The organism is Comamonas thiooxydans (assembly GCF_000964545.1).
GTDB classification, from domain to species: domain Bacteria; phylum Pseudomonadota; class Gammaproteobacteria; order Burkholderiales; family Burkholderiaceae_C; genus Comamonas; species Comamonas thiooxydans.
The window spans coordinates 72,110-96,959 of record NZ_BBVD01000009.1; the positions used below are offsets into that span (position 1 = coordinate 72,110).

Here is a 24,850-nt window from a genome sequence, read left to right on the forward strand (position 1 = left end):
GGTCAGGCCTCCTGCAAGTTAAAGCGCTGCCGGGTAGCGCGCGCCGTAACACCGCCACCGGCCATGTCTTCAGCAACGGCATTCAGAAACAACTTGATGGCAACGCTGCCGTCTGCACGGTTTTGAGACTGGACCTGAGCCTGCACAGGGGCGCCTTGATTGATCACCTGCAAGTCAATGCGTACAGGGGAAGACTGCCCGCTGCCAGCGGGTGCAGAACCTGCCGACTGCAGTGGGGTCACATAGCCGTCGGCGCCGGCCATCATCAGGAACTGCTGATCACCGATGTTGAGCAGCTCAGGAATCTTTCTTTCATTGACCTCATAGAGGTTGCCTGCCGTCACAGGACCGCCATTGGCGCGACCGCCAGCCACCGGCCCCAGATCAACACCGCTTACCGAGCCCCATCCCGAGACCGCCATGGTCTCCGCACCAGAAGCCTGTACGCCGGCAGCCTGCATGCCTCCGCCGAAAAGACTGGTCACACCAGAGATCAGCGTGCCCAACAGACCGCTACCTTTCGTTCCGCCCAGAATGGACACCATCTGTGCCCTGAGCTGGATCCGAATCAGATCGGAGATCACCGACTGGGAATAGTCCTTGAAAGAGGTCTTGCCAGTCATGGCAAATGAAACGGCGTTGTCTTCAAAGCCGCTGTACAAGCGGTTGAAGACACCAGCAGTTTGCTCGGCCACATTGGCCGCGCTGGCGGCGTAGTCGTCGAATGCTCGAGTGGCGCCATTGACCCAGTTGCTCTGGGCCTGACCGATGGCCTCAAACGTGCTGCTATAGCTGGCCTTGGCCTTGCGCTCGAATTCGTCAATCAGCGCGGCCTTTTCCTTGTAGTAGTTCTCCAGTTCGGCAGTAAGCTCGCCGCCTGCACGCACACGGGCCTGATCGCGGTCTCGGCTAAGGTCGTAACGTCGGCCGGCGTAGGCGTCCTCAATCTGGTTGATGCCGTTGAAGTACTCACGCTGACGCCCGCCCATACCAACCAGTTGAACCTCACGACCCTGAGCGCGCTGCATGGTGGTCAGGTACTGCTCGGCCTCTGCACGAGCCTGGGCAATAGCCGTAGCCTGCTGAGCAAAAGGTTGCTTGGCCAACAGCACTGCCTGGGCCTGAATCAGGCGCTGTAGGCTAGCCTCAGTGCCGTCGTAGGCAGCGCCGATCTGCTTCCACTGCTGGGCGAAGTCGGGAGCCAGCGGAGAGTTTTCCGACAGCAGCTGATCGGTCAGCTTTCGCCCCTTACGGGCGTCTGCGAGCTTTTCCTGGGCCTGCAGGTCGGCCAAGGCCGCTTCGACATTCTTGCGGTGAGCGTCAGATAGCTTGAGACGGCCTGCTGCGACGTCGTTATCCAGCTTCGCACGGATCTTCTGGCTGTCAGTGAGCTCGCGCTCGACTTCAAGTTCCTTCTTGACCTCGTCCACCTTGGTGCGGATGCTAGCGATCAGGGACTCATACGCCGTCTGCTCTCTCTTGGCGCTTGCGGCTGCACCCTTGTCCTTGTACTGCTCCTCGGTGGCTTTCTGGAGCTGAAGGTATTCTTGCTCAACCCGATTCTTGGCTTTTGGGTCGTCGCCAACTGCTTTGAGCTTGTTTTGATACTCGGTCTCGAGCTTGAGCAGTGCCTTTTTCTTCTTTGCCTGGTTGTCGGCATGCTGATCGAGAAGGGCCTCCCATTTTTCCGTCGCCTTCAGGTTGACGGCACGGGCACTCTCTGCGGCTGCCGTTTCCTTCTCAGTGGCTTGCTGCTTGCGGAGCACTTCGAGATGCGCCTCTGCAGCAGCAAGCTTCGGCTTGATACTGGCATTCCACGGGGACTTATCCGCCAGCATTCGGAGGTTGTCGACCGTCTCCTGCTGCTTTTTAAGCAAGTCATCGGTAGCAGACTCCCGGCCAACGCTCTTGATGAGATCCCAGACGTCCTTGATGGCGTCCTTGATGGCGATCCAGCTTCGCTCGACCAGGCCCAGATGCTTCACCATCTCGTCGGACCGAGAAACCAGCGAATCCGCAAACGCCTTCTGCGCTACCTGGGCTGCTTCCGTAGTGCGACCTTGATCTTCCAGCGCCTTGATCTGCAGATAGACCGACGAGGTGAGATAGTTGGTGCCCTCGTTCAGCTTGAGAGTTGCCTTCAGAGGCTCGTTTTGGAGGCTGCCAAATTTTTCGGCGGTTTTGTCAACAGCCGTGCCTGTAGCCCGCTCCCAGCGAATCGCAGCTTCCGAGTAGTCACGCAGCTGGTCGCCACCGCGCACGCCTGCCGCCACCATGGCAGTAATTGCTTCAACGGCCTTGCCATGGGTGCCGATCACCCCATCAATGCTTGTGGCATAGGAGCGCATTTGCCCCATGGTGACGCCAGAAGCATTGCCCGACTCAATCACCGCCGCACGCATGCGGTCTGCTTCACGGCTGCCATGGTAATAAGCAAGAGCCAAGACGCCGACTGCACCAGCAGCAACCGTATAGGGATTGACCAAGCCGAGTATGTAGCCGGCCAATGCCTTTGCGGCTGCCCCAGTGCCGCCGAACATATCCTTGAGCTGGCCGCCCTGCTGCAGCAGCACTGTCAGCGGCTGTTGCCCACCCTGCAGGGAAACGACGATATCGGTGAACTGCGCGGGCACCATGCGCATCGCCGCTGCCGTCTGGGCTGCGCTGACCCCGGTGGCCCCGAAAGACTTCTCGGCCTGCCGCAGCTGGGCGATCATGGGCGCGGCCTGGGAGGACAGCCCACGCTCGGCAGCCTGCATTTCCAGAATGTCAGCAGTAGTCTTGCCAATCTGGCTCGAGCGGTCCTGCAATGACTTCAAAAAGGCATTGTCAGAGGCGACCTTTTTTTCAGCCGCCTCCTGCTGATGCAGCGCATTGACCCAGAAGTCCACATAACCAGCATCCGTGGCCAGCTTCTTCGCGGACTGATGCTGGGCCTCAAACAGCGCCGTGGCGCTCATGCGCTGCTCGGCGCCGCTGGCCTCGACCAAGGACTCGCGCCAGCCATTGACATAGACCGAGGAATCAACCAGGCGCTTGGCACCAGCAGTCTGAACGTCAAACAGCCCTGTGACCGTTTTGCGCGAACGCGCAACGACCTCTGCCAGCTCGGCATCATCACCCGAGATGACGAATTTAAGGAACTGCACGCTCTCGCTCATGCTTGCACCTCAACGGCGACGCTTTGCGCGTCTACGGAGCATGCTTGACAAAGCACCACTGACGCGGTCACGGCGCTCAGCAGCCTGCTCTGGGGTTTCATTTGCACTGCCAGGTGCTGCAGCCATGGGGTCCGTGGCCGTGGCCAGCTCTGCGCAGTACGAGCACGAGAGCTGCCGCAGGGTTGCACTCTCCCAGGGCGATAGCCGCAGACCTGTAACCTGCTGCCAGGCACTGATCTGCGAATAGCCAATCGGCACCAGGCCCATGCCGTTGTGCTCTGCCGGGCCAAAATCCCAGAGGTACTCGAGCAGATACGCAGCAGGGCCGGCGTCAGGCACATCGTGCGTGCGGCCTTCCTCTGCCAGTTTCTGGCGGCGTGTGAGCGGTGGTTCTTCACTGCGGCTGGATTTCTTGGATGGAGTCGACGGCTTGAGCGTGGCGCTGAGCCACGCCAGGGTGCGAACATGCAGCGTCAGGCGTTGGCTGCACCCTTGCAAAAATTTGCCCAGTCACCTGCAAAGGCGTTGACCTGGTCGGTGATGTAGCCACACGATGGGTCGGCAAACAGGCCGCGCAGAAACTCGCGCTGCGTCTGCCCTTCAAAGTCGAAGCCCGTGATGCCTTCAACCAAATCGGCCAGTAGATCGGCACCATTTGCATGGCGCTCTTCCTCCGACAGGTCGCGTGGTCGCCCATCACCTCCAGCCTGGCGCAGCAATTCGAGGATGCGTTGCTTGGCGGCCAGTTGCGCCTTGCGATGCTGCTCGGAGCCGGGACCGTAGATCGTGACGAGGACAGGCTGAGGCATTACTTCCCCGCCAGCCTCGACCGCTTCTGGGGTGTACATCATCGGAATACCACGCACATCCTTGAGGTGCAGGGTTCCGGTTTGGACAGTCTGGAGGGAGGCACGCTTGATGAGACCCATGTCTATTTCCTTGAATCTTTATGAAAGTGAGTGCGACAAATCGATCAGGGCACGGCAACGAAGCTGGCTGTCACGGTGACGGCGGCGGTGACCTGTGTGTCCACGCGCGGGTTGTCCGTGCTGTCGTCGCTCCACTTATCGAAGGCATAGCCGGCAGCAGCCTTGGCAGTGACAGGCGTACCGCTGCCACCTTCGGCCACTGTCTGAGTGGCCACACCCAGAATGGAGCCGTTGATGCCGGCCTCATACTTGAGCTGGAAGGTTTGAGGCTCGACCTCGAAGATGTCGCTGTCGATTTCCAGCACTGCGGTCTTGCCAGTAATGCTGTCCACGCCGCCGACATTGGTCTTGAAAGACATGCACTGCGCAGTGAAGTAGTGGCAGGTGCCATCTTGCAGACGGATGCAGTAGCTGAAGCTGTCATCGGATTCAGAGGCCGCAGCCATCAGCTTCTGGCCGGCATCGTTCTTGGAACGGGCCATGGGCAGAGTGATGGCACCTTCATCGAACGATCCCTTGCGCTTGTTGGTGCGTCGCGTGGAAACAGGGTTGTGAGTGACCTTGCTGTATTCGCGACCGAATTCACCCAGGTCGGTGATTTCAGCAACTTCGGTCCATTGCAGGGCTTTGTAGCCGGCAGGGGTGTATTCGGCAGGGCGATTGGGGCAGACACGCAGGGTGCTGCCGGCAGAGGTTTGGACGTCTTCGGAGCTCATGGCGAATTCCTTTCAAATGGGGTGATCAGTTGCCCAGGGCGCGCGGGCGCCCCTCGGCGGTGAAATAGCGGAAGATCCAGCCGATACGGATGCGATAGACGGGATCGGCGCCGCGGTCGTCGTGCTGCGGCCGTGTACCCCTCAAGCGAGGCCTGCCGTCCAGCAAGCAATCAAGCTCGGTAGGCCCATCAGGGAACAGCGCCTCTTCGACCTGAGCCATCAACTCGCTGGCGCGCTTGAGGTAGTCGCCGCCGCCCTTGACCAGGCAGCCGACCTCCACAATCAAGTCCCGCTGAAGCGTGGCGCGACCACCAGATCCCATGGTCTTGCGATCGATCTCTTCATCGCTGACCTCGATCTCGATCGCTGGCAGAGACGATGTCGGCAGGTTGTTGAGCCCTTCGACACGGACACGTGAGCCGGCATCGGTGTTGGCAGCCAAAAGCACGGCCTGCAGTGACTCGAGGATCTGAAGCTGCAGGTGATTGGGTTTAGCCATTGCCGCCCCTTCGCAGAAGCACCGTGGCCCAGCCCGAGCTGTCAGCGACCACGGGCTCGATCACCTCCCATTCCTGGCCGTTGATCACCAGCACGTCACCTTCTTCAAGGCCAGGCGCGGAGGCCAGTGGCAGGCTGCAGCTCGGCTCAAACTGCCCAACCCCCAAGCCGTCATGGGGCTTGCTGTCGAAGATGACAGCGAACGGCGCTCCGCCGAGCCAAGTTGCAGTGGCATTGGCCAGCACCCCGAGCACGGAGGTGTTGATGAGCTGCTCGACGCCCGCAAAGGGCGCGAGGCTGGTATGGGCCTGGGGGTTGAAGGGCTGCATGGCCTACCCGTCAGGCTCGCTTAGCGCGCTGCAGCATTGCAGGACGGGTGCACATCATCAGCGGGTAGCTGTACACCTCGGGCTTTACCCATGCTTGGCGCTCGTTGTCGGGCACCACCATGGCATACACATCCTGACCAGGCGTGTTCACAAAAGGAAGGAACTCCGCAGGAGAGAAGCCGGAAATGAAGGCGTCAGGTGCACCCACTGGGAAGAAGCGGCACTTGTCCGTACCCACTGCAACGGTACTGCCGTCATCCGTGCCACGGTAGTTCACAAACAAAATGTTGCCGTAGGTGAACGAGCCATAAGCCTGACCTACGCTGTTACGCAGATCGCCGGCTTCCTGCTGGTTCAGGTAGGTGCCGCGCGTTTCCTTGTTCTGGGTCAGATCATCGAAGAAGTTGTCGCCGCACAGGCCCACAACATAGGTCTGTCCGTTGATCCAGGCTCCAGCCGACGCCTTGACCATGTTGCGAATGATCTGGTTGCACTTCTTGCGGATCTCACCGCCTTCAGCCGTGGCGTTGGCGAAGTCGAAGTTGATCTCGGCAGGCTGCGCAATACCAAAGGCATCAAACCAGTTGAACAACTCGCTGCCATCGGCATCCAGCACCCGGCCTTGAACAGCGCCCAGGCGCATGTTTTCATGGGTCAGCTCGACAGCAGCACGCAGGCCGGTCTTGCCGTTCATGATGTCACCCACTTCCTTTTGCACCGCCAGGAGCTCGCTGTCGGTACCGAAGGCGCGGATGCCATCAATTTCAGCGGCATTCAAAGTCTTGCCGCGGGCGATTCGCACAGAGCGGAAATCACGCATGGTGCGCTTTTCGCCCTTCGCTTGCTCGATGGGAGCGCCACGCTCGCTGGTTTGAATCAGCGAGAGCACACCACCCTTGTCTTCCACCGAAATGGTGGCCGTGCGAACGCGCTTAGGCGTGAAGATACCCAGGCCGCCCAGATATTGGGGCACATAGGGTGCGTTCTGAATTGCCACCGAGAGCTCCACCATCTGGAAAGCGTTGTGGCGGAAGATGTCCATGTGAGCCATGAGTGCTCCTTTTCCTTTCCGCGCGCCGATCAGCGCGCAACAATGCCCAACACGGCCAGGTCAGCCAGGGCAGTGGTTGTCTGTTCAGGGGTGATGCCAGCGGGATAGATCAGCTCACTGGCTTGCACTTCGCTGTCGCGTGCGGTAACCACGCCGGGCTTGTCGGCATCAGTGGCGTCCACGCCCGCGTACAGCACGGCAGCAGCCTTTTCGCTGCCGTCATTGCCGGCCGGGTTGAGCGGGCCATACTTATCGGTAGCGGTCACTTTGCCCAGAACTGCACCAGGCAAGTAAATGTGGCCAGCCTCCAAGGTCACCACTTCGCGCGAGCGAGTGCCGTTAGCCTCGCTGACCAGGTAGCCCGCATTGCGGGGGCCTTCTGTAAGAATCGTCATGCTTTGGGTCCTCTACTTTTCAGACTTCAGCGTTACTTAGTGCCGAAGACACCAGCCCAGCTGCTCTGGATAGCACCGCTATCCATGCCCTGATCGCCGTTCTTGGCCTCGACACCCGACACAGCAGGGTTGCCCATGGCTGCCATGTGCTTGGAGAATTCGGACGCACCACCAGCTGCGGCCGGAGCTGCAGGAGCAACGGTCTGTGGCGCGGCATCCAGAAAGCCCTTTGCCTGTTCGGCAGTCAGGCCGGTGTCGATGCACTGGCGTGTGATGGCTGGATTGGCGGATGCGTTGGGATGACCCAGGATGGCGCTTACACGCGCACGCTCCGCGGCAGCACCTTCAGCGCGAACGGCATCCACGGATGCTTGCGCAGGTACAGCAGCTGAAGCGGCAGGAGCCGCCGAAGTGGTGGCAGAGAGGTTTGCGGGCTGGTTGCCCGCCTCGGGTGCGGTGCTGCTCATGATTGCTCCTTTCGAGACAGCGGTGCCGTGGGCGGGCTGCCCACCAGCGGGATACGTCCGCGCACGACGCGCAGACAATTCGGTAATCAGGGAGTCGGTCGTGCTGATGCGGCTGGCCAGGCCCGCTGCAATGGCTGCCTGGCCACGGAAGACGGCCGCGCCGGTGTCACGAATGGCTTGCTCACTCAGGCCGCGATGTTTCGAGACCGCCTGCACAAACATCGTGTAGAGGCCCTCGATATCGGCCTGTAGGTGCTCACGTACTGCAACCGGCAAAGGCTCATAAGGGTTGCCGTCGACCTTGTGTGAACCGGCGAAGATGTGAGTGACCTGAATGCCCTCGTTCGCAAGGGCACGGGAAAAGTCCACATGCCGCATCACCACACCGATGGATCCGGCATAGCCCGTAGAGGTGATGACCACCTCGTCCGCAGCGCTTGCGCCCAGGTATCCGGCGCTGGCTGCCATACCGTCGGCAATAGCAACGATGGGCTTGCGGCCTCGCATGTCGAAGATGCGCTGGCCGTATTCAAAAGCACCTGCCACTTCGCCGCCTGGCGTGTCATAGACCTGCAAGATGGCATGCACATCAGGATGTGCCATGGCGTCTTCCATGTCGGCAGCCATATCGTTGTAGCCAATGAGCAGCGTGCTGTCGGCCTCCAGGCGTGTGCGATGTACCAATGCGCCCATGGCATTGACCACAGCGACACCATCCACCAGACGCCAGCCGCGATCTGTGCGCTGACCGCGCTTCGTGGTGAACATCTCCGGCGCAAGTTCGGCTTTCGCGGCTTCGCCCACCTGAATCAAGGGGGCAGATGTGCCAAGCACTCTCTGGCCAACCCCGGCGATGATGGCGTCCAGCTTCTGGGGATGCATCAGCAGCGGGGTGTTGAAGACGCGCTGAGCGATGTGAGGATGAAAATTGAATGCGTTCATGGTTTTCATTCCTCTTGCTCGGCAGGCTTCTCGGCCTTGGTAGTTGGAGAACGGCCCCTGCTCAATTCATACAGAGAAGGAAGTCCACGCTCGGCACGCATCTGGTCCTCAATGCGCTGCTGGTCAAGAACCTCTTCGTAGTCCTTACCCTGCTCTGCGCATTCGTCTTCCATGGTGGAAAGGCCCGTCTCCATGCGCTTCTGGGCGGCTTCGGCCTCTTTCACCGGGTCGACGTATCCACGGCCACCAAAGATGAAGCGGCAGCGTGTGTAGGCATAGCGCTTTTCATAGAAGCCGGGTGCATCGATCACGCCGGCATTGACGGCTTCTTCCAGCCACAGCTCATAGATAGGGCGCAGCCAGTAGTCGGTCAGCCAACGGCGACGGCCGTGGAAATAGCGCCAGGCTTCGAGCAAAGCAGCCCGAGCCGAGGAATAGTTGGTCTTGCTGAAGTCCTTGACCAGCAGCTCATAGGGAATGTTCAGACCGGCAGCGATGTTGCGCAGCACGGCCAGCATGAATGCCTCGAAGGCCACGTTGGGGCGGCCTGGCGTGAATGGGCTGACTTTGGCTCCGGCTGGCAGAGGAATGATGGCCGCGCCTTCCAGCTTGCGGATGGCCTGGGCCTCTTCCATCGACGTTTCCCAAGCATCGCGGGGCGCATCTCCGAACAACTCCTCGGATGAGCGCTGGTCCATGTTGGACTCGAGGAACGCCGCCACCAGGGAGTTGGCCATGCTGGCTTGCAACTCGTTTTGCGAGTACTTGCCGGCCATGTGAAATTCACGCATGACCGCGGCCAGGATGGGCTTACCACGGGACTGCCCCGTCTGTTCCTTGTCGTGGAGATGCACAACCCGACGGCGGCCCCACTCTGTAAACGCCGGAACCCGCTCCCAGCGGGTCAAATCCATGGCCTCAGAACCTGACAGGTAGGGCGCATCGCCCGGATGCGCCTTTTGAAAGTGATAAGCGACGGGAGCACCGTCGTTGTCGAACTCGATGCCTTCCCGCATACGCGGCATGCCGGCGAGCCCAGGCGGCGTCCCCAGTCGTGCGGATGCGATCAGGCTCAGCCTGGTGTTCCAGATCATCCCAGGGCGAGGTCGCCAGAGCGGCAGTGCCACCGCATCTCCAGTCGTCATGCCGCTGGTCAACGCTTGAGTGGTCAGCCCCAGCAGATTCAAAGTGAGCGCTGCATCACACTCAGTCGTATCGGCCCAGCTGCGAAAGTGAGCCTCAGTGTTGTTGCCCCACTCTCTGGCCTGCTCAGGTGTCCAGCCCAGCAGACGGTAATCGGGGCGCGACGACAGACGCAGCACCGCGCCGATGATGTTGTCGCGCATGGTCTGCATGCCACCGGAGACCAGACCATTGTTGCGGGTCAGGTCCAGCGAGCGGCTGCTCAGGGTGCCCAGCTCTGGCAGCAATGCTGCATCAGCGCTGCTCTGCGAGGGATGCCAGCCAGAAAATGCGAGATCGGAGTGCGACGCCCCTTGATACGCAGTCATGCCAGCACGCGAACCATGAGAGGCGCTGGCGGCGGCACGAAGGTGGCGACTGTTGCGATTCTTGCGCGCCATGTTCAGCCCACCAGATAGATGGGTCGACGTGCGCGCTTGCCGCTGCGACGGGTCAACTCATCGTTGATGTCGCTGATCTGCTTTTGCAGATCACGGACGCTTGTGTCGCGGAACTGGACCGAGCGGCCGTGACCGCTGGCGGAACTGGGACCAGTGAGCTGCTGCTCATGGGCAACGCTCAGGCGATCCCGAAGATCGGTGAGCTGCTGCGTGCTGTAGTGGCTATAAAGTCCCATGCGCCGATGGTCGGCGCGATGCTGTGACAGTTACTTGTGACAGTGTCACTATTTTTGGCACAGATTCCGTGATAGAGATTTTGAGAAGTGGTGGCTATCCCAGGGCATCATGGGCCCCGCATGCATGTAACAGAACATATCATGAACCTATTCCAACATTTAGTTCGAACCTCATAATGCCTGCCACGACATTTGAAATGACCGTTGAAGTCATCCGCGCCACAGCACCAATTGCGACCTTACTTGCTGCGTTTTTTGGGGGCAGATGGGCATACAAGATCCATCAGGACAAAGTCAAACATGAGAACGAAAAGGAGAAAATCTCCAACGAGCGAGAGCTAAAGCTCGCATCAGTTCTCATAAGCAACCGGCTAGCAGTATTTATTAAGGGGTGTCTGTTGGTTGCAGCAGATGAAGGACTCGATGAGTATGGCCAACCCGCAGGCCGCGGCCGGGAAGGATCTGAGCCCTACTGTTCCCCCACCACTGACCTGCCTAATTGGGAGCCTAGCTCCACCGACGCACAGTGGAAGTATCTCGAGCCCAACCTGGTAGATCAGTTGTTCAAACTCTCACTATTGGTTGACGAAGCGAACTGGAGCATCGCCGGAGCCAATTTTGAACCAGACCCACCCGATTACTACGATTACTTCTATCAACGACGAATGCAATATGCAGATCTCGGTATGAAGGCCATCCGTCTGCGCACACACGTTGTTGCCAATGCAGGACTTGCTGACGAAGGGATGCCACAACTTTATAGGGACGCTCTGAAATCTCTGCAAGACACCAAGTCTGAACTTCTTGAGAATCAACGATTGAGAGAAGAGCGTCAGATCATCTTCACGCGAGAGCTATTTGGAGGGATACAAGAAACAGCCACTCCCGCTCTTATCAACGACGACGATGCCAACACTAAGGAGCAATCTAGTTCGGATGGGATAAAAATCCTCCCCGACAACGATATAAAGCCGCTGCCTCAATGAAAAAAAACGGTGCACTACTGAATATTGTTTTGAGAGCAATCGCGACTACCCGCAACCCATCGATAGACCGTCCGAGTTGACACTCCATGCTTGCGCGCCACTTCCCGGCTATTGTTTCCATCAAACTCGCGTAGAACGGCGGCCCGGACTTCCTTGCGGCTTCGGACAGTGTTGCGGGCATAGGCATTCATCCCACCAATGCGGGTGACGACACGGCGCAGCACGCTTTCAGTCAGGTCCGTAGCGCGATCGACACCGAAGCACAGACCTGCAGCATTCAGCTCCTCACGCAGGATATCGATCAGTTCAAGGCGTTTATTACTCATATTTTTATAGCTTAAAGTGGCGTGAATGTCTTATGAAAGGCTGATGGGGGTGAAAACACTTCGCTTCTTTGGCAGGGGCTTTGGCTCCGGCAAGACCAAGGGACTGCCGGAGTCGGCCGGCAGCAGTACGCCATCGCTTCTCCCGGCCAGCTGGCTCTCGAGAAACTGCTCACGCAGCTGATAGTCAATCTCGCGTTTGCGGTGCAGGCGTAGCTCGGGGTGATGCGCAGCGGCATAGCTGTAAATGGCCGTATCGAGCGGCTCATTGCGGGCTCCGCGCTTTTTCTCGTAGCGGTTCTTGGCTGGGTCGAAGGTTTCACTGACCAGGCCCTTGAAGTAGAACTGGTCCAGCTCCTGCGAAAAGTGGGTGCAGCGCTCCTCCGGCTTGCGATCAGCGTCCACACTGAGACGGCCGAACAGCCAGTTCTTGGCCGCGACAGTGCCAACGTAATAGCCGCGCACGCCCTTTCGGTCAGTCTGACCATTGCGGGTGACGTCCAGCAAGCGAGGCTTTCCCAGCACCGGCGCGTTATTGGGCACGGCGCCCTGAATCACCATGGGACGACGCACCAGGCCCAGGCGCACCCAGTGCTTGACGGCCTCGGACCTGTGCCCGCCCATGTCAACAGCTGTCGCATCGACGCCTAGCAGGTAACCGGCCTCCGATTGAATCGGTCGATTCAGGTATTCGGTCAGCGCCACCCATACGGCATCGTCTGCAGGATCGCCGGGGAACTCGTGATAGTCGAGCGCCCAAAGTCCCATGCTGCGCCCCCAGCCGCTGAGGTGCAAGGCAAGGCGGTCATCCTGGGTATCTACCCCTGCGGTCACCCAGAGCACGCCCTTCGGTGCAACACGGATCGGATACTGCTCCGCGCGCTCCTGAATGGCGTTGTAACGCACCGAGCGCATGGTGGCGTCTTCCCAAGTCTCGGCCAGGCGGTCATTTAGGAACACCTTGAGCTTGGCCGGGTCGGCCTGAGCATCCAGCCACATGGCAGCCAGCTCCGCCCAGGTCGGGCCCAGGCCGAACTGGTAATAGAGGCAGTTGATGGTGTAGCTGCGTACCCCCTTCGCGCCATTGGGATTGGTGGCAATCCAGCGGCCCGCGGCGATCATGGCCGTTTTGTGGTGCTCTTCGATGATGCAGCCGTGCTCCTGGCACACGTACCAGGCCTTGGAACAATCGGGGGCCCACTTGAGGCCCGACCACTGCAAATGCTGCATATGGCCGCAGTGAGGGCATGGCACGTGGTACCGGCGCTGATCACCCGCGAGAAACTTCTCTTCGATACGGCTCTGCCCCTTGATCTGAGGGCTGCTGATGTAGATGCGCAGGCTGGTGGCCGGGAAGGCAGAGGTGCGCCCCTCCAGCATGAGCAGCGGGTCGTCGCCGGTGCGCAATGCCGCGGCGAACTCATCCAATTCGTCAACCAGCAAGAAGCGCACTGTGGTGGACTTGAGGCGGGACGGGCTGCCGGCGTGCTCCAGATAGAGCTGGCCACCGATGAAATCCTTGAAGGTCTTGGTGTTGCTCGAGTTGCGGCTGGAGATGCTTCGCAGGGCTTCCTTGACGGCCTTGGTCTCCTCGATCATGGGGTCTAGCTTCTGGTTGACCCACTTCTCCATGCTGACTTCGCCGGGCAGGCAGACCATTACCGGGCCCGGATTCTCGGCCATGATGTAGCCGAGCGCGTTCACCTCCACCTCTGTCTTGCCGAACTGAATAGGGAACATGAGCACCACCTCACGCACGCCGCTCTTGTTGCTGCAGGCGTCCATGGGCTCCTGCAGAGGCGGATTGCGAGCCGTGCGCCACTGGCCCGGCAGGCTGGAGCCCTTGGTGCTGAGCACCCGATTCTTGTCGGCCCATTCACTGACCGTCCTGCGCTTGCGCGGCGCCACGCTGCGCGCCATGGAGCGCAATGCCCTCGACGGGCACGACAGAGCACCTGAATTCAAAGCTCTCACTCGCCTGCCCCTCCGTTTCGACGGCTCTCGATCTCATCGGCCAGCTTATTGATGGCGGCCGAGAGTTCAGTTCTGGCGATGTCCATCTGCTCGCCCAGAATGCGGATCACCTCGTCGGACTCCAGGCCTGCCAGCATGGGTCCGACGGTCGACGGCACTGCATCCAGAACGCTGGCGATCTTGGCTGCCGCGTCTGAAAATGCGCCAATGGCCTCATCAGCGTCCATGAGCTCGCCCACTTCCTTGCGGTAGGCGTTCTCCTCCCGCAGGGCGGCATAGTGCTCGCGCTTGGCTTTGCTGTCCTGAAAGTGAAAGCCACTCTTGCCGGTGCCCCCTTCATCACCCTCCCCAGCGTCTGCTCCATCGTCCGGAGGCTCGGCGGGGTCCGGGCTGGTCAGCTCATGACCGCGACTGGCTGCATGCCTGGCCGCGACACCTGCACGGCTTGGGTCTCTCGTCTCCGCGATGCGCCGGATGGATTCGGCCACGCGCACCAGCTTCCCGTCATCAGTCATTACCAGCCGCCCCTCGTTGCGCAGCTGATAGACAAAGCGGCCCTTGTAGCCCATGTGCCTGTTGAACTCGCTCAATGTGAGCGTCTCGGGGTGTCTGCTTTGCATATTGCTCATACGCCTGCCGTCTGCCGCATCCGGTAACGGATTCTGCGGCTCAAGTAGTTTTCGACATCAGCACGCTGACCCACCTTCTCCATGTCCAGGCGCTCTTGATAATTGCCGGCCCGCACGAACATCAGCACGGGCCGGATGTCGGCTCCGGAGTTACCAACCACCGCCCAGATCCCCGGCGCCAGGTTGGAGGCACGGCGGTCGTTCTCGCCTTTGGCCGTCCACCGGGCACCTCCGCGCAGCTTTCCGTAGGCCAGGATGTAGCGGCGCCCAATGTTCGGGCCCACCTTGCGCACGCCGGCACCGCCGCGCAACTGCAGAGCTTTGCGCCGGGCGTCAGTCATGTTGGCGCGGTAGCCCTGCTCTCCGAACGCACGGAAATAGCTGAGCAGCTGGACGATAAAGCCGCCCTTGAGATTCCCATAGCGGTCCTCGCTCCCAGGAAAGGGCTCAGCAGGAATTGCGGTCTGGTAGCCCTTGGGCAGGATGCCGGCACGCCGCAGCGCGACCTCGCTGCGTTTGTCCCGACGCTTGCCGCCCAGGTTCTGGGCCTTCAGGATCTTCTTGGGGTCGACCCCTTTGCCGCCCATGTATTCCGGCTCGATCGTGGCCATGGGCTTGTCTACCGTCGCCCTCTTCAGCATGGGGCTGCGCAGGATGTAATCGGTCGGGCGATCGAAAACGCTGCGCATTTCCTCTTGCATGGCACGGCGCACCTCAAAGCCGGCGTCATTGACCGCCTTCACAGAGGCCTCCCGAACCTTGGAGCGCGAGAGGCGGTCCATCAAGGTCTGAACAGGCTTGAGCCCTTTGATGCTGCTCGTGATCTGCATTACGCCTCCTCGCCGGTTTGTGGGGCCGTGGGGCGGCTTTCTGGGTGCAGCGCCCCCATCCCCTTGCCCACGTACTCCGCGCTGCCTGTGAGCGTGAACGTCATGGCACGCAGGCCAGGGAAGTGCCCACCGTCCTGCAAAGACTTCACCAGCGACTGCAGTTGAGGCCAGGCTTTGACCGCGGCGCGAACCTCTGCAGCGTTTTCAGGCGTGCAGGGAATCACCCTCTTCTTCTCTTCTTCCATCTCTATTTCTTTCAAAAAGGGGGGTGTAGAGAGATGTGCGCTATGAAGTGCGGCATTTTGTGCGGCATGACAAGCACGTAAGTGATTGATGTGTATGAGGTGTGCGCTGTGTGCGCTATGTGCGCTATGAACATGCACACACATACGCACGCCTGCATGCATGTGTGTGCACGCGCCCGCCTGCACCCCCGTAAAGGGTGATAGCGCACATGGCGCACACACCTTAAAAATCAATGACTTAACAGCGCACACCATGCCGCACACGCTGCCGCACATAGCGCACAGTTCTGGGCGAATCACTGCTGCGATGCTCATGCGACACCGCCCTTCAGGTCGCGCACGGCCCTTTTGAAGATGTCGATGCGCTCGCCCAGCCAATCAACTTCGCTATAACCTGCCGGCAATTCATTGCCACCCGGCAAATAGCAAACGCTGACCGGCCCTCTGACCTGATGAACATCCAGGCGATAGCGCTTGCGCAACACCTCGCCCTTGTGCTTACGCGTCATCGAGTTTGAGAATCGCGGCAAAGTCAGCGCCCGCTCATTGGTGGACGTGCACCACCACTTGTAGAGCTCATACATATCCGACATCAGGCAAGGCGTGAGAAGCGCTGGCGCACCCTTTGCCGGGAAGCCGGGCAGGTCGCCCGCCTCAAACACCTTCACGAACTTGCTGGGGCTATCCAGGCTCAGGTCGATCAGCTCGCGCTTAGCATCCGTCATGGGCGGATTGGTGGCGTTCGTGAAGTCTCCCAGTTCGAGCTGCAGCAGGAAGTCGTAAAGAGCAGCGGCACCACCTGCATCAATCTCAGCCTTTACTGCTTTGTAGAAGTCGGCCGAGAGCTTCTCCGGCGTCCAGATCACTGCATGACGGCGGTCATCCTCCTCAAGCACCACGGGCATGGCCTCGTTCGAGAGGAAGACCATGTTGACGTGGTTGGACTCGTAGTAGGCAGCGAAATTCTTCGGATTGATACGAATCTTGTCGCCCGTGATGAAGGCCTTCAGCTTGTTCTTGACGTGGTACAGGTCAGAACGCGCCACCACCTCATCAGCGATCAGGAACAGCTTGCGGCTGGCCCAGTCGTTGAACTTGTCCTCGATAGCGCTCTGGTCGATCGTCCAGCCGTACTCGCCGAAGATGTCCATGTAAGCCTCGAAGAACATGTTCTTGCCCGTACCCTGCGGCCCGTGCATGACGATGGTCGACTTCATCTTGGCGCCAGGATGCTGCAGTGGGTAAGCCAGCCACTTGAGCACCCACATGAAGAGGTCATCCTTCTGCGACTCGGCAGAGCACATGTGCCAAAGCAGATCAAGCAACTTCTCACAGTTGCCGGCCTTCGGTTTGGTAGGCCAGCCTGCCCACATATTGCATGTGATCTTTGGATCGGTTTCCGCGGGATCGAACCCAACCTCTTGGCGACGAACGATATGGCGCTCAGGATGCTCCGCCCAAGTTCGATAGATGTCACGACTTAGACAGATATCTTGCATATCTGTCAACGAAACCAAGCAATGCTCAACGTGGTCAAACGCCGCCCTGCCTTGCCCGTAGACAAGCGAGTAGCGCTCCAGCAGTTCATCAAGGCTATCAATAGGCTTGAGCGGCGCGAGAACACCCGCCTCCCCGCCCCCCTGTGTATTGAGCAAGGCCTTGGCTGCATTGCGCGAGCGCCAGCCAAGCTCCAGCAGGCGGACCTCGATCTGGTCGCGCACTACGTGCAAGCCTTCTGCCAGGTGCAGGTCGTTGAAGTCGTTGAACTTCTCGCCCTTGCTCAGCCAGGCCTCACGCACGGCCGCTGGATCTGCGAACGCAGGGGCCAGCCACGAGCCGCCCACCTGCATCGCGCAAGTGCTGGCCATGCTCACGCCGGCATTACCGGCCTTGTGATCTTCGCCGCAGTGAGGGCATTTCGGGCCGTCGGCCACCCAGACTCGGGTTTTGCACTCAACGTGCTTTCCCTGGCGCACCGACTCGGCCTCATTCCTGGCGTGGCACTTCTGCGTGTTGTCGTCATCGGCGCAGGCCAGGATTCGCAGGCCCTTGTACCGCGCGCGCAGTGCCTCGCCCACGGGCACGAGATTGTTCGCGTCGAAGGCCACGGCCACCGGCAGGCCAGTCGCGGCATGAAGGCTGGCACCTGTCGCATAGCCTTCAACCAGCAGCAGCAGACCGCCAGCCGTGGGCATGCCGATCAGATGGAACCGGCCCTTCTTGATCAAGCCAACCGGCCAGTATTCCTTCTCTTGCGTGCCCGGCTTGCGGTTTTTGCCGCGGATGATCTGCAGACCGTGAATGTTGTTGCTGGTGTCGAGCAGCGGAATGACCATCGCCCCGCTGGGCGAGTAGCGCACTCCGTACCCGGCCACACCTTTGCGCTGCAGGTAAGTACTCTCGCCAGTGGCATCGCACTTTTTCCATGCGGCCGAAGCGCGAGCAGCAGCCCGATCGGCCTCGGCCTTGCGTTCCAGCTCCGAGCGGCGCTTGTCCTCGGCCAGTCGCTTGCGCAGTGCCTCTGCCTGCTCGCGGCTGAGCTCGTTCTTGCTGATCTCAACCTTGCGAGCATTGTTTTCGTTGCCTTGCCAGACCCCGAAGCTGCCAACGATCAGGTCGTTGCCGTTGTCCAGGCGAATTTCATGCAGCAGAAACCACCCGCGCTTTTCTCGCCCGCCATCGGCTGTGCGGCAGCGGCGCAACCGACCAATCTCAAGCGAGTCAACCAGCAGGCCTGCCGCCTGCAGCTGGCTCAGTACGTTGTCATAGTTGGAGGACATGTCAGTAACTTCCTGCCTCGCTAACTACAGACTTGACGAGGATCGAATTACCCGCATGCAAGAAGGCCAGGAAGGACCCGTGATCGGTGTTGCATGCGAACCACATGCCCGACGCAGCGCGCAGAGCCGCTCCAACTGACAACGAAACGTGTGTGCGCCTTCTTCTAAACCGAAGGGGGGCGGGGAACGGCGAAGCCCCACGCGGCGCGGCGCGGCGACTGATTGAGGGATTGAACATGCTTGTGTTTCTTGTGCTTGCACCAGGGCTGTCACCCCCCGGCGTGCTGTCTGTCGATGCCGATGCCGTGGCAATAAAAGAGCGCGCGCAACCATTCACACGAATCGAATGGGAGTAACCACCACAGGCCACGCAGTCCGACAGAGACTGGCCGAGTGAATGCTTTGCCGTTGCGCGCGCTGAAATCAAACTGCGTCCCTATCCTTGGGGAGCAAGGCTGCTGATGCGGCCACCATATGGTTGAGGGCTGCAGCCAGTTCATTGGCGTGGTACTCCAGCCGGCGATGTGCATTGCGCGATGGCGTTGCACCAGGCCTGAAGCAATTGGTCGCCTGCTGGGTGAAGTCGACCATCTCCTGCTGGAAGCGCCAGAACGCCTCCATCGGATCGCCACCCGACTGATCAGCCACAGCACGAGTGCAGGTGAAGCCAAGGGCAGCAGCCATGGCATGCAACACCGCGTTATTGCCCGTCACCTGCTGGATGAGCAGCGATTCCTTCAGGCCCAGGATGTAGCGATCGTTGTTGGTATTGAGCTTGTGCTGCAGCGTGTTGGGCGACACCCCCATGGCTTTGGCCAGTGCAGGCACACCACCAGGGAAATGCTGGGCCGTCATCTGCGCGGCGTCCACCAGATCCATGCCAGCGGCACTGTCGGCCTCGCCCTGCTCATCGCCGTATCCCGGCAGGCCTTGAATTGAGATAGTTAGAGACATCAGCGACCAACCCCCTTAACTGGTATGTCCAACACCACCACCTCGCCAACACCCTGGGAATCAGCCGTCGAGCTGCTGCTCAGCCAACTGATATTCGTGCTGGAGGCCGAAGGATCTGCAGGCTTCTCTGCCGAGAAGCTCGAGCGCTGGGTGCAGGCGTGCTCATCTCGCATGGAGCAGACCAACTCCGCACCACCCGCCACCATTGCCGCGTTGCGCGGCTTGTGCGGGAGGGTCACAGCGTGAGTAAAGCCAGCCACAGCCAAGGCCACCGTTGCCTGCAAAGCCTTGAGCTGCTCCACAGACAAACGCATGCGAACCACGCTGCCGCACTGGTCGAAGGACAGGCAAACCCAGCCTTCATGAACGGGCAGAACGCCGCGAACGGTGGCTGGTGCGTATTGATCGAGAAAGGTGCGGACCTTAGCCATGGGCGGCGCTCACCTGTTCATGGGTGCCGCCTTGGGTTGCCAGCTCGGGCCAGATCAAAGACCAGGTCTTCTGGCAGAGCATGAGTCTCGTAAGCACGCCCCCTGTCGCAGTCTCAATACGACGCGCTTCAGGCGCACTCATATCGCGCCGGCCGGTCAAGCATTGATAGAGGTACTGCTCGCTGACTCCGACTCGGGCAGCTAAAGCGCGCCTCTCATCAGGGGTGAAGGATGGTGTAGCCATATAGCGATTCTAACGATTCGCTAGATGGTCAGCAAGCGATTAGCTAGATTCGCTAATAGCGGTTTGCTAGAAAGTAACTATGGAAACAGCAGCTGAGCGCAGAAAGCGCAAACTTCAACTCCTCTGTGACGCAGTCCCAGGGGGGGTTAGAGCAGTCGCAGATGCGGCTGGCTTGAACTATCAAACACTGACACAAATACTGAATGGCACCCTCCTGCCACCCAAAAAAGATGGCACCCAGAATCCAAGGTCGCTAGGGGATCAGGCCGCAGAAAAAATCGAGGATGAGTGGGGCCTAGGCAGGGGCTGGTTTGACAGCCATAGAAATCTTCCAAAGGCACTGGGTGGAGAGGAAAACGGGTCGAATGCTGAATTGCTCGATTTAGCACTTCAATCCAAAGAGGATGATGGTGGAGAGACGCTATTTATTGACTATTGGGATGCCCAGGGATCTTGTGGCGGTGGGAGCATCAACACGGAGACCAAATTGAAGGGCCGGCTTACCAAAGAATCAAGCTGGTTCCAACGCTACAAGATCAAGCCCACCGATGCGCTCGCAATAAGAGCGAATGGCGACAGCATGTCGGACTTCATCGTGGACGGCGATATCGTCATCTTTGACACCACAAAAACCACCCCTAGAAGCGGGACCATTTTTCTGATCGAGCACCCAGACGGCTTGAAGATCAAGCAGCTCCGGAGGGACATCGATGGAGCTTGGGTCCTTGAAAGCAGAAATCTCAACAAAGGCAGATTCCCTGATGAACGCATCCCTCCGGAGAGCACTGACATGCTTGTCATCAAAGGCGAGTTCATCTACCGGCAAGGCGGCTAATCGCTACAAAAATAGCGAATAACCTTTTTCGCTAGTCAACATTTCTAGCGATTCGCTTGCCCCATTTCTAGCGAATAGCTACAGTCAACCCATCACAAAAAACGTGATGGGCAGCGCGGCATCGACCGGGCATCAGCCCGGTCCTTTAAAAAGAGAGTGGTGAAGGCGGCTACCTGCGCAGACTGACAATCTGACGCAAGGCGATGGCTGCAACAGGGGGGCGTTATGGAGCAGCGCGCAGATGTGGAACACCCCGAGGTCGGCTGGACCGTCAACCAGCTGGCCGCCTTCACCATTCTCGAAACTGCCGGATAAATGTGTCCAGCACGCCCCGCTGCGAAGCGCCGCGATGCCATCGGAAATCTGCTCCCACCAGCTGCAGGCCTTGCGCGAAGACTGGTAAATCACTGCTCCCCGAGCTGAGCACGCCAGGCATGACCTGTGTGGCGTGTGCCGAGGCTCATAGCAGTGTTCTGCACTTCGGTGCAGCGCCTGACACCAGCCGTGGCGCGGTAACGGTTGTAGTGCCTGGCATCATCGGGCTGATGGTGCCAGGTGCACTTATCACAGTGAAATCAAAAAAGATTCTTTGCAGCAGGCTGCTTAGCCTGCTGTAGCTCTTCAATCGAGAGCATTTCCAGAGTCATCTTCGTGATACCGTCGTAACGCAGATTTGATGGACACATGTCCATCAGCGCACGCCGGAAAGTGGTCTGAATGGTTGTTCCACCACTTCCTTGCTGCGACCACATACGAGCTGCATCACCGTTCTTGATAGTGAAGTTGGCTCCATTCCTATACAGGCACTGCTCGTCTCGCGTGTTGTCAGAGAAGCTACCTTCGCCGTACTTTTCCTGCACTTGACTCGACAACTTTGTGATGACGGAGTTCTGCTCCGTTGCCGACATTGACAAGAACGACAGAGCGCCATTTACGAACGTCAGGCTGATTTTGACTGGCGTTGTAGATACTGGTGTCATCAGAGTGCTGGAGTAACGCTCCTTTGTCGGATCTGGCTCCGCGTTCTTCACCGGCGCCAATTCCAAGGGCGAAGCTAGATAGACATCGCCCGACGTCAGCGCTTCAACAGCGGATTTCGTCATCCCGATTTTCAATGGACCAAATCCAACAGGTCCCGTTTCCTTTTCAACAACAGTCGCCTTGGGCTTCGACTGTTTACCAGCCGCTGAGACAGGCATGCTGAAACTCAAAACAAGCATGGATGCAGCAAGTGCTGACAGTACAGTTTTCATAGCGCCTCATCAGTAGTTACGAACGTATCCACCCTCAAATGTATCGGGTAACGGGTCGTTAAGTTTTGCAACCTGAAGTGCATTCATTTGAAGCCCGCATGTGATTTGAACGTATACCCGATCCCGCAGCGAAATAGCGGGGCCATCCTGAGTGCAGCCAGTAAGCACCAGATTGCCGGCTGCACTCAAGATGGTCTGACTGGTAGTTGCCCGCCAGCATCAAGGTGAAAGTCCTTTGGAACCTCCCAAGCCGCAAGGCGAATCTGCAAGTAGGAACAAGCCGGGGCGAACACGGCAACCATCACCCATTTCCAGCCGGGCCAGGGGAGCAACTTATCCGCCCTCCACCTTTTCTTTCCCATGGCTGCCAGCGATGGCACCGGCTCTCTATCCCAAGGCCCGCAACACGCGGGCCTTTTAGTTCCCGATCGCCCGCCAGCATCGTGATTGCTGAGCGGGCTTTTTTGCACCCACAGGAGACCGCCATGCAGACAGCCCGCGTCACCATGCCCAGCGTGCCCATCACCAGCCCTGAATTCGTGTATCGAAACAGTGGCCGGACCGATGTAGCCCAGACCTGGGAGCGCCACCGCCAGGCCATGGCGGCTCAACAGCAAGCCAACAGCACAGTGCGCAAACCCCGAAAGCGCCCGCCAGTAATGACCATTCGCCGCGTGCGTGCTGGCACTACCGGCCACCTCAACCTGTCGCTTTTCAATGAGGCCGCTCCATGCTGACCTTCATCCTCTCCAGCGGCGGCGTGTCCATCAGCCACCAGGCCGACTCTGTCTGGGACGCACTTGACTATGCATTCCAGCACCTCGGCCACCTCAACAAAGGAATTTCCTGCCGATGCCTTCGCTGAGCAAGTCACAGAGCACCCTGATCAAAGCAACAGCCGTCGCCTGGGTCGTCATCCTCGGCGCTTGCATCGCCCTGGTGCTGGCCCACGGGCTCGCCAGTCCGCCGCTTTTCCCTTGAGCACGTCCCATGCACACCTTTACGGCAAACATAGGTACCAAGGGGACCGTGGTGGTGGTTGGGAGAAACGGCCTCATTTGGGAGCAGTTTCCAGCCACGGTCACTTACTACTGGCCGGGCACGGCCAACCGAAGACCAGCACTGAAGGTGCAGCTCGATGGCGTGGCACCTGATCACAAGACCTTCACGCGCAATATTCTGGGCCGCGAGTTGTATTTCCACCTGAACAAGAAACGCCGCTGGATCTCCAATGGATCTCGTTTCAACGACGTCGACAAGCGTGGCGAAATGCACTTCGCCCCTGGCCCCCAGATCTACGAAGAACCACCTTTCTGATTTACCACCCCGGCGCAAGCCACCACCACCGGAGAAATCCATGCATCCAGTTCCCAACACCAGCGCTGCTCAAACCAATGTGAGCGAGTTCATCACCGATCTGGACGGCGGCCAGTTTGACCGCATGCTGTCCATGGCCCTGGGCGAAGTCGCCGCAGGCGTGGTCGACAACGACAAAGTGGGCGAGGTCAACGTCAAGCTGCACCTTTCGCGCATTCCCGGCACCCATCAGGTGACCGTGGCACACACGTTGAAGTTCCAGCGCCCCACCGCAGACGGTAAGCGTAGCGAGGAAGTCACGCGCAAGACGGTTATGCATGTCGGCACGAATGGCGTGATGTCGCTCATCCCGGCCAACCAGCTGAAGATTCCCGGCATTGCTGTCAAGGCCTGAAACAGCCATCACCGCAACAACCAGCCCGCCCGCCTGGAGTCATTTCCAGCGGGCTTTTTCTTTTCCGCAATACGACACATCAAGCATGAACAACCCCGAACAGACCACACAGGCCAACGATCAAGCCCAACTGCTGGGCGCACTGAGCGCTGCGGCACTGCCGCCCCAGTACATCAACGATCAACGCGACACGCGGATCGAACAAATCAACTTTGCGCTGCAGATGACGCGGCCTGAGGATGGCGCTTACCTCACCGCTGCAGCCCTGCCGCATGACTTCAAGCTCGAGGATCTGGAGCAGTTCATGCCTACGCGCCGACGCGCCGCTGGCACGATGCGCACGCCCTACATCAACGACTTCGTGGCATACACCCAAGAGCACAAACAAGACGGCTGCTGCATCTTCGTGAACGCTGACGCTATGAACGCGACCGCGGTGCTGGATCTGGGCTCCCCTACCCAGCCAGGTCATTGCGCCAGCCGGGCCACGCTGGAGCTCAAGGCCACTGCAGCCTATGCCGCGCTCAAAAAGGTCATGAATGTAGGCCTGACTCAGCGCGGCATGGCTGAGTGGCTGGAGGACTGGGCACCGATCCTGACCGCCAAGTCTGGAGATACGCCCATCGATATGCCCAAGGCAATTACGGCCGTGCGCAACATCTCTGTCGAGGCCATCGCGCGGTCGAATCACGAAGAACAAGCACTGAGCACCCAGCGCTCAGCCTTCGAGAGCGTGGCGATCAAAGGCGACACGGAAACGCTGCCCACGCACATCATCGTGAAGTGCAAGCCATACCCCGAACTGATCGAGCGCGAATTCGTGATGCGCCTGAGCGTGACCACCGACGGCAAGCCCACCATGACACTGCGCCCCATGGGCTGGGAAGAGCTGATCGAGCAGATGGCCACCGAGTTTGCCGATGACATTCGCAAGTCGGTCGAAAACACACTGACCGTGCTGATCGGCACCTACGAGAAGAGCCGCTAAGCACCATGGCAGACAAGAAATCCATCATCGTCTACGGCCCGCAGGGCTCGGGCAAGACCCGTCACGCCGAGGCCCTGCGCAAACACTTCGCTCTGGGCACAGTGTTCGACGGCGAGGAAGTTCATGGGGTGCAAGAGCTGCCGGCCACCGGCGCTCTCATCTTGATGACCAACGCCCCCGAGCGAAGCCGCCGCGCTCTGCACATTGATGAAGCGCTGCGCCGCCTGCAGCACGAGCCCGCAGGCTATCCCTTCGCCTGATCTACCACCTCCCCTCACCCGAGGGGAATCTGCCAAGCGCCCTCTCCGGACGCTTGCCAGATTGATTCACCCAGCCCGCCCGGCAGATGCCGCGTGGGCT

At 59.5% G+C, this 24,850-nt stretch carries 28 protein-coding genes; 8 read left to right on the top strand and 20 right to left on the bottom strand.

What is annotated here, in order from left to right; genetic code table 11:
- Positions 1-2 precede the first annotated feature (2 nt).
- From Cth01_RS15515 to Cth01_RS15565, 11 genes are all read right to left on the bottom strand, one after another.
- The gene (locus tag Cth01_RS15515; protein WP_052703340.1) at positions 3-3,161 is read right to left on the bottom strand and encodes a phage tail tape measure protein; all 3,159 of its coding nucleotides are present in this window, start codon (positions 3,159-3,161) and stop codon (positions 3-5) included.
- A gap of 9 nt (positions 3,162-3,170) precedes the next feature.
- Positions 3,171-3,659: a hypothetical protein gene (locus tag Cth01_RS15520; protein WP_233425184.1), complete on the bottom strand. Its 489-nt coding sequence runs from the start codon at positions 3,657-3,659 to the stop codon at positions 3,171-3,173.
- Entirely contained in the window at positions 3,635-4,090 is a 456-nt protein-coding gene (locus Cth01_RS15525) for a hypothetical protein (protein WP_045839665.1), read from the bottom strand. Before Cth01_RS15525 ends, Cth01_RS15520 begins: the two co-directional genes overlap by 25 nt.
- Positions 4,091-4,134: 44 nt before the next feature.
- Positions 4,135-4,806, bottom strand: coding sequence for an InlB B-repeat-containing protein (locus Cth01_RS15530; RefSeq protein WP_045839666.1), 672 nt, complete (start codon positions 4,804-4,806; stop codon positions 4,135-4,137).
- Positions 4,807-4,831: 25 nt separating this feature from the next.
- Positions 4,832-5,305, bottom strand: coding sequence for a hypothetical protein (locus Cth01_RS15535; protein ID WP_045839667.1), 474 nt, complete (start codon positions 5,303-5,305; stop codon positions 4,832-4,834).
- Positions 5,298-5,633: a head-tail joining protein gene (locus Cth01_RS15540; protein WP_045839668.1), complete on the bottom strand. Its 336-nt coding sequence runs from the start codon at positions 5,631-5,633 to the stop codon at positions 5,298-5,300. The genes Cth01_RS15535 and Cth01_RS15540 overlap by 8 nt, the downstream gene beginning before the upstream one ends.
- 10 nt (positions 5,634-5,643) lie before the next feature.
- The gene (locus tag Cth01_RS15545; RefSeq protein ID WP_045839669.1) at positions 5,644-6,684 is read right to left on the bottom strand and encodes a major capsid protein; all 1,041 of its coding nucleotides are present in this window, start codon (positions 6,682-6,684) and stop codon (positions 5,644-5,646) included.
- Positions 6,685-6,713: 29 nt separating this feature from the next.
- Positions 6,714-7,079: a head decoration protein gene (locus Cth01_RS15550; protein WP_045839670.1), complete on the bottom strand. Its 366-nt coding sequence runs from the start codon at positions 7,077-7,079 to the stop codon at positions 6,714-6,716.
- A gap of 32 nt (positions 7,080-7,111) precedes the next feature.
- Positions 7,112-8,488, bottom strand: a complete 1,377-nt coding sequence (locus tag Cth01_RS15555) for a S49 family peptidase (RefSeq protein ID WP_052703366.1) — start codon at positions 8,486-8,488, stop codon at positions 7,112-7,114.
- A gap of 5 nt (positions 8,489-8,493) precedes the next feature.
- Complete coding sequence (locus Cth01_RS15560) at positions 8,494-9,999, bottom strand: phage portal protein (protein ID WP_233425185.1); 1,506 nt, start codon at positions 9,997-9,999, stop codon at positions 8,494-8,496.
- A 74-nt stretch (positions 10,000-10,073) separates the two neighbouring features.
- Positions 10,074-10,307, bottom strand: coding sequence for a hypothetical protein (locus Cth01_RS15565; RefSeq protein WP_045839672.1), 234 nt, complete (start codon positions 10,305-10,307; stop codon positions 10,074-10,076).
- 197 nt (positions 10,308-10,504) lie between these two features.
- Between Cth01_RS15565 and Cth01_RS15570 the strand changes: the two genes are divergently transcribed.
- Positions 10,505-11,293: a hypothetical protein gene (locus Cth01_RS15570; protein WP_045839673.1), complete on the top strand. Its 789-nt coding sequence runs from the start codon at positions 10,505-10,507 to the stop codon at positions 11,291-11,293.
- Positions 11,294-11,307: 14 nt separating this feature from the next.
- Here Cth01_RS15570 and Cth01_RS15575 read toward each other — a convergent pair whose 3' ends face one another.
- The 8 genes from Cth01_RS15575 to Cth01_RS15610 form a co-directional block, all read right to left on the bottom strand.
- Positions 11,308-11,619, bottom strand: a complete 312-nt coding sequence (locus Cth01_RS15575; protein WP_045839674.1) for a Mor transcription activator family protein — start codon at positions 11,617-11,619, stop codon at positions 11,308-11,310.
- 30 nt (positions 11,620-11,649) lie between these two features.
- Positions 11,650-13,536: a phage terminase large subunit family protein gene (locus tag Cth01_RS15580; RefSeq protein ID WP_045839808.1), complete on the bottom strand. Its 1,887-nt coding sequence runs from the start codon at positions 13,534-13,536 to the stop codon at positions 11,650-11,652.
- Positions 13,537-13,586: 50 nt separating this feature from the next.
- Positions 13,587-14,210 (bottom strand): hypothetical protein, encoded by a 624-nt coding sequence (locus Cth01_RS15585; RefSeq protein ID WP_139032094.1) that lies wholly within the window; start codon positions 14,208-14,210, stop codon positions 13,587-13,589.
- 5 nt (positions 14,211-14,215) lie between these two features.
- Complete coding sequence (locus tag Cth01_RS15590; RefSeq protein ID WP_052703342.1) at positions 14,216-15,049, bottom strand: hypothetical protein; 834 nt, start codon at positions 15,047-15,049, stop codon at positions 14,216-14,218.
- Entirely contained in the window at positions 15,049-15,294 is a 246-nt protein-coding gene (locus tag Cth01_RS15595) for a hypothetical protein (RefSeq protein ID WP_045839676.1), read from the bottom strand. Before Cth01_RS15595 ends, Cth01_RS15590 begins: the two co-directional genes overlap by 1 nt.
- A 311-nt stretch (positions 15,295-15,605) precedes the next feature.
- Positions 15,606-18,074: a DUF5906 domain-containing protein gene (locus Cth01_RS15600; RefSeq protein ID WP_045839677.1), complete on the bottom strand. Its 2,469-nt coding sequence runs from the start codon at positions 18,072-18,074 to the stop codon at positions 15,606-15,608.
- A gap of 423 nt (positions 18,075-18,497) precedes the next feature.
- On the bottom strand, positions 18,498-19,028 hold the full coding sequence (locus Cth01_RS15605; protein WP_045839678.1) for a phage regulatory CII family protein: 531 nt from the start codon (positions 19,026-19,028) through the stop codon (positions 18,498-18,500).
- Positions 19,028-19,459 (bottom strand): hypothetical protein, encoded by a 432-nt coding sequence (locus Cth01_RS15610; RefSeq protein WP_045839679.1) that lies wholly within the window; start codon positions 19,457-19,459, stop codon positions 19,028-19,030. The genes Cth01_RS15605 and Cth01_RS15610 overlap by 1 nt, the downstream gene beginning before the upstream one ends.
- A gap of 416 nt (positions 19,460-19,875) precedes the next feature.
- On the opposite strand from Cth01_RS15610, the gene Cth01_RS15615 reads away from it, so the two are divergent.
- A complete protein-coding gene (locus tag Cth01_RS15615) occupies positions 19,876-20,538 on the top strand; it encodes a S24 family peptidase (RefSeq protein WP_169749768.1) in 663 nt (220 codons plus the stop codon).
- Between the two features lie 575 nt (positions 20,539-21,113).
- On the opposite strand, the gene Cth01_RS15620 is transcribed toward Cth01_RS15615, so the two are convergent.
- Positions 21,114-21,791, bottom strand: coding sequence for a hypothetical protein (locus tag Cth01_RS15620; protein WP_139032095.1), 678 nt, complete (start codon positions 21,789-21,791; stop codon positions 21,114-21,116).
- Positions 21,792-22,276: 485 nt separating this feature from the next.
- On the opposite strand from Cth01_RS15620, the gene Cth01_RS15625 reads away from it, so the two are divergent.
- The 6 genes from Cth01_RS15625 to Cth01_RS15645 all read left to right on the top strand — a co-directional run bounded on the left by Cth01_RS15625 (position 22,277) and on the right by Cth01_RS15645 (position 24,750).
- Positions 22,277-22,528, top strand: a complete 252-nt coding sequence (locus tag Cth01_RS15625) for a hypothetical protein (protein ID WP_045839682.1) — start codon at positions 22,277-22,279, stop codon at positions 22,526-22,528.
- A complete protein-coding gene (locus Cth01_RS24450) occupies positions 22,522-22,656 on the top strand; it encodes a hypothetical protein (protein ID WP_267884613.1) in 135 nt (44 codons plus the stop codon). Before Cth01_RS15625 ends, Cth01_RS24450 begins: the two co-directional genes overlap by 7 nt.
- A 125-nt stretch (positions 22,657-22,781) precedes the next feature.
- Positions 22,782-23,108, top strand: a complete 327-nt coding sequence (locus Cth01_RS15630; protein WP_045839683.1) for a hypothetical protein — start codon at positions 22,782-22,784, stop codon at positions 23,106-23,108.
- A 40-nt stretch (positions 23,109-23,148) separates the two neighbouring features.
- A complete protein-coding gene (locus Cth01_RS15635) occupies positions 23,149-23,502 on the top strand; it encodes a YfdP family phage-associated protein (protein ID WP_045839684.1) in 354 nt (117 codons plus the stop codon).
- A gap of 85 nt (positions 23,503-23,587) precedes the next feature.
- Complete coding sequence (locus Cth01_RS15640) at positions 23,588-24,490, top strand: DUF2303 family protein (protein WP_052703344.1); 903 nt, start codon at positions 23,588-23,590, stop codon at positions 24,488-24,490.
- Between the two features lie 5 nt (positions 24,491-24,495).
- Positions 24,496-24,750 carry a hypothetical protein gene (locus Cth01_RS15645; RefSeq protein ID WP_045839685.1) on the top strand — a complete coding sequence of 85 codons (255 nt, stop codon included), beginning with the start codon at positions 24,496-24,498 and terminating at the stop codon, positions 24,748-24,750.
- The last annotated feature ends 100 nt before the right edge of the window (positions 24,751-24,850 follow it).

What these genes read in the sequence shown, in the direction of transcription:
- Cth01_RS15535 (WP_045839667.1), bottom strand. Translation starts at nt 5,305, where the DNA reads ATGGCTAAACCCAATCACCTGCAGCTTCAGATCCTCGAGTCACTGCAG.
- Cth01_RS24450 (WP_267884613.1), top strand. Translation starts at nt 22,522, where the DNA reads ATGCTGACCTTCATCCTCTCCAGCGGCGGCGTGTCCATCAGCCACCAG.
- Cth01_RS15515 (WP_052703340.1), bottom strand. Translation starts at nt 3,161, where the DNA reads ATGAGCGAGAGCGTGCAGTTCCTTAAATTCGTCATCTCGGGTGATGAT.
- Cth01_RS15545 (WP_045839669.1), bottom strand. Translation starts at nt 6,684, where the DNA reads ATGGCTCACATGGACATCTTCCGCCACAACGCTTTCCAGATGGTGGAG.
- Cth01_RS15570 (WP_045839673.1), top strand. Translation starts at nt 10,505, where the DNA reads ATGACCGTTGAAGTCATCCGCGCCACAGCACCAATTGCGACCTTACTT.
- Cth01_RS15540 (WP_045839668.1), bottom strand. Translation starts at nt 5,633, where the DNA reads ATGCAGCCCTTCAACCCCCAGGCCCATACCAGCCTCGCGCCCTTTGCG.
- Cth01_RS15605 (WP_045839678.1), bottom strand. Translation starts at nt 19,028, where the DNA reads ATGTCTCTAACTATCTCAATTCAAGGCCTGCCGGGATACGGCGATGAG.
- Cth01_RS15625 (WP_045839682.1), top strand. Translation starts at nt 22,277, where the DNA reads ATGCAGACAGCCCGCGTCACCATGCCCAGCGTGCCCATCACCAGCCCT.
- Cth01_RS15620 (WP_139032095.1), bottom strand. Translation starts at nt 21,791, where the DNA reads ATGAAAACTGTACTGTCAGCACTTGCTGCATCCATGCTTGTTTTGAGT.
- Cth01_RS15645 (WP_045839685.1), top strand. Translation starts at nt 24,496, where the DNA reads ATGGCAGACAAGAAATCCATCATCGTCTACGGCCCGCAGGGCTCGGGC.
- Cth01_RS15635 (WP_045839684.1), top strand. Translation starts at nt 23,149, where the DNA reads ATGCATCCAGTTCCCAACACCAGCGCTGCTCAAACCAATGTGAGCGAG.
- Cth01_RS15580 (WP_045839808.1), bottom strand. Translation starts at nt 13,536, where the DNA reads ATGGCGCGCAGCGTGGCGCCGCGCAAGCGCAGGACGGTCAGTGAATGG.
- Cth01_RS15590 (WP_052703342.1), bottom strand. Translation starts at nt 15,049, where the DNA reads ATGCAGATCACGAGCAGCATCAAAGGGCTCAAGCCTGTTCAGACCTTG.
- Cth01_RS15600 (WP_045839677.1), bottom strand. Translation starts at nt 18,074, where the DNA reads ATGTCCTCCAACTATGACAACGTACTGAGCCAGCTGCAGGCGGCAGGC.
- Cth01_RS15575 (WP_045839674.1), bottom strand. Translation starts at nt 11,619, where the DNA reads ATGAGTAATAAACGCCTTGAACTGATCGATATCCTGCGTGAGGAGCTG.
- Cth01_RS15595 (WP_045839676.1), bottom strand. Translation starts at nt 15,294, where the DNA reads ATGGAAGAAGAGAAGAAGAGGGTGATTCCCTGCACGCCTGAAAACGCT.
- Cth01_RS15630 (WP_045839683.1), top strand. Translation starts at nt 22,782, where the DNA reads ATGCACACCTTTACGGCAAACATAGGTACCAAGGGGACCGTGGTGGTG.
- Cth01_RS15530 (WP_045839666.1), bottom strand. Translation starts at nt 4,806, where the DNA reads ATGAGCTCCGAAGACGTCCAAACCTCTGCCGGCAGCACCCTGCGTGTC.
- Cth01_RS15550 (WP_045839670.1), bottom strand. Translation starts at nt 7,079, where the DNA reads ATGACGATTCTTACAGAAGGCCCCCGCAATGCGGGCTACCTGGTCAGC.
- Cth01_RS15640 (WP_052703344.1), top strand. Translation starts at nt 23,588, where the DNA reads ATGAACAACCCCGAACAGACCACACAGGCCAACGATCAAGCCCAACTG.
- Cth01_RS15560 (WP_233425185.1), bottom strand. Translation starts at nt 9,999, where the DNA reads ATGACTGCGTATCAAGGGGCGTCGCACTCCGATCTCGCATTTTCTGGC.
- Cth01_RS15555 (WP_052703366.1), bottom strand. Translation starts at nt 8,488, where the DNA reads ATGAACGCATTCAATTTTCATCCTCACATCGCTCAGCGCGTCTTCAAC.
- Cth01_RS15525 (WP_045839665.1), bottom strand. Translation starts at nt 4,090, where the DNA reads ATGGGTCTCATCAAGCGTGCCTCCCTCCAGACTGTCCAAACCGGAACC.
- Cth01_RS15610 (WP_045839679.1), bottom strand. Translation starts at nt 19,459, where the DNA reads ATGGCTAAGGTCCGCACCTTTCTCGATCAATACGCACCAGCCACCGTT.
- Cth01_RS15565 (WP_045839672.1), bottom strand. Translation starts at nt 10,307, where the DNA reads ATGGGACTTTATAGCCACTACAGCACGCAGCAGCTCACCGATCTTCGG.
- Cth01_RS15585 (WP_139032094.1), bottom strand. Translation starts at nt 14,210, where the DNA reads ATGCAAAGCAGACACCCCGAGACGCTCACATTGAGCGAGTTCAACAGG.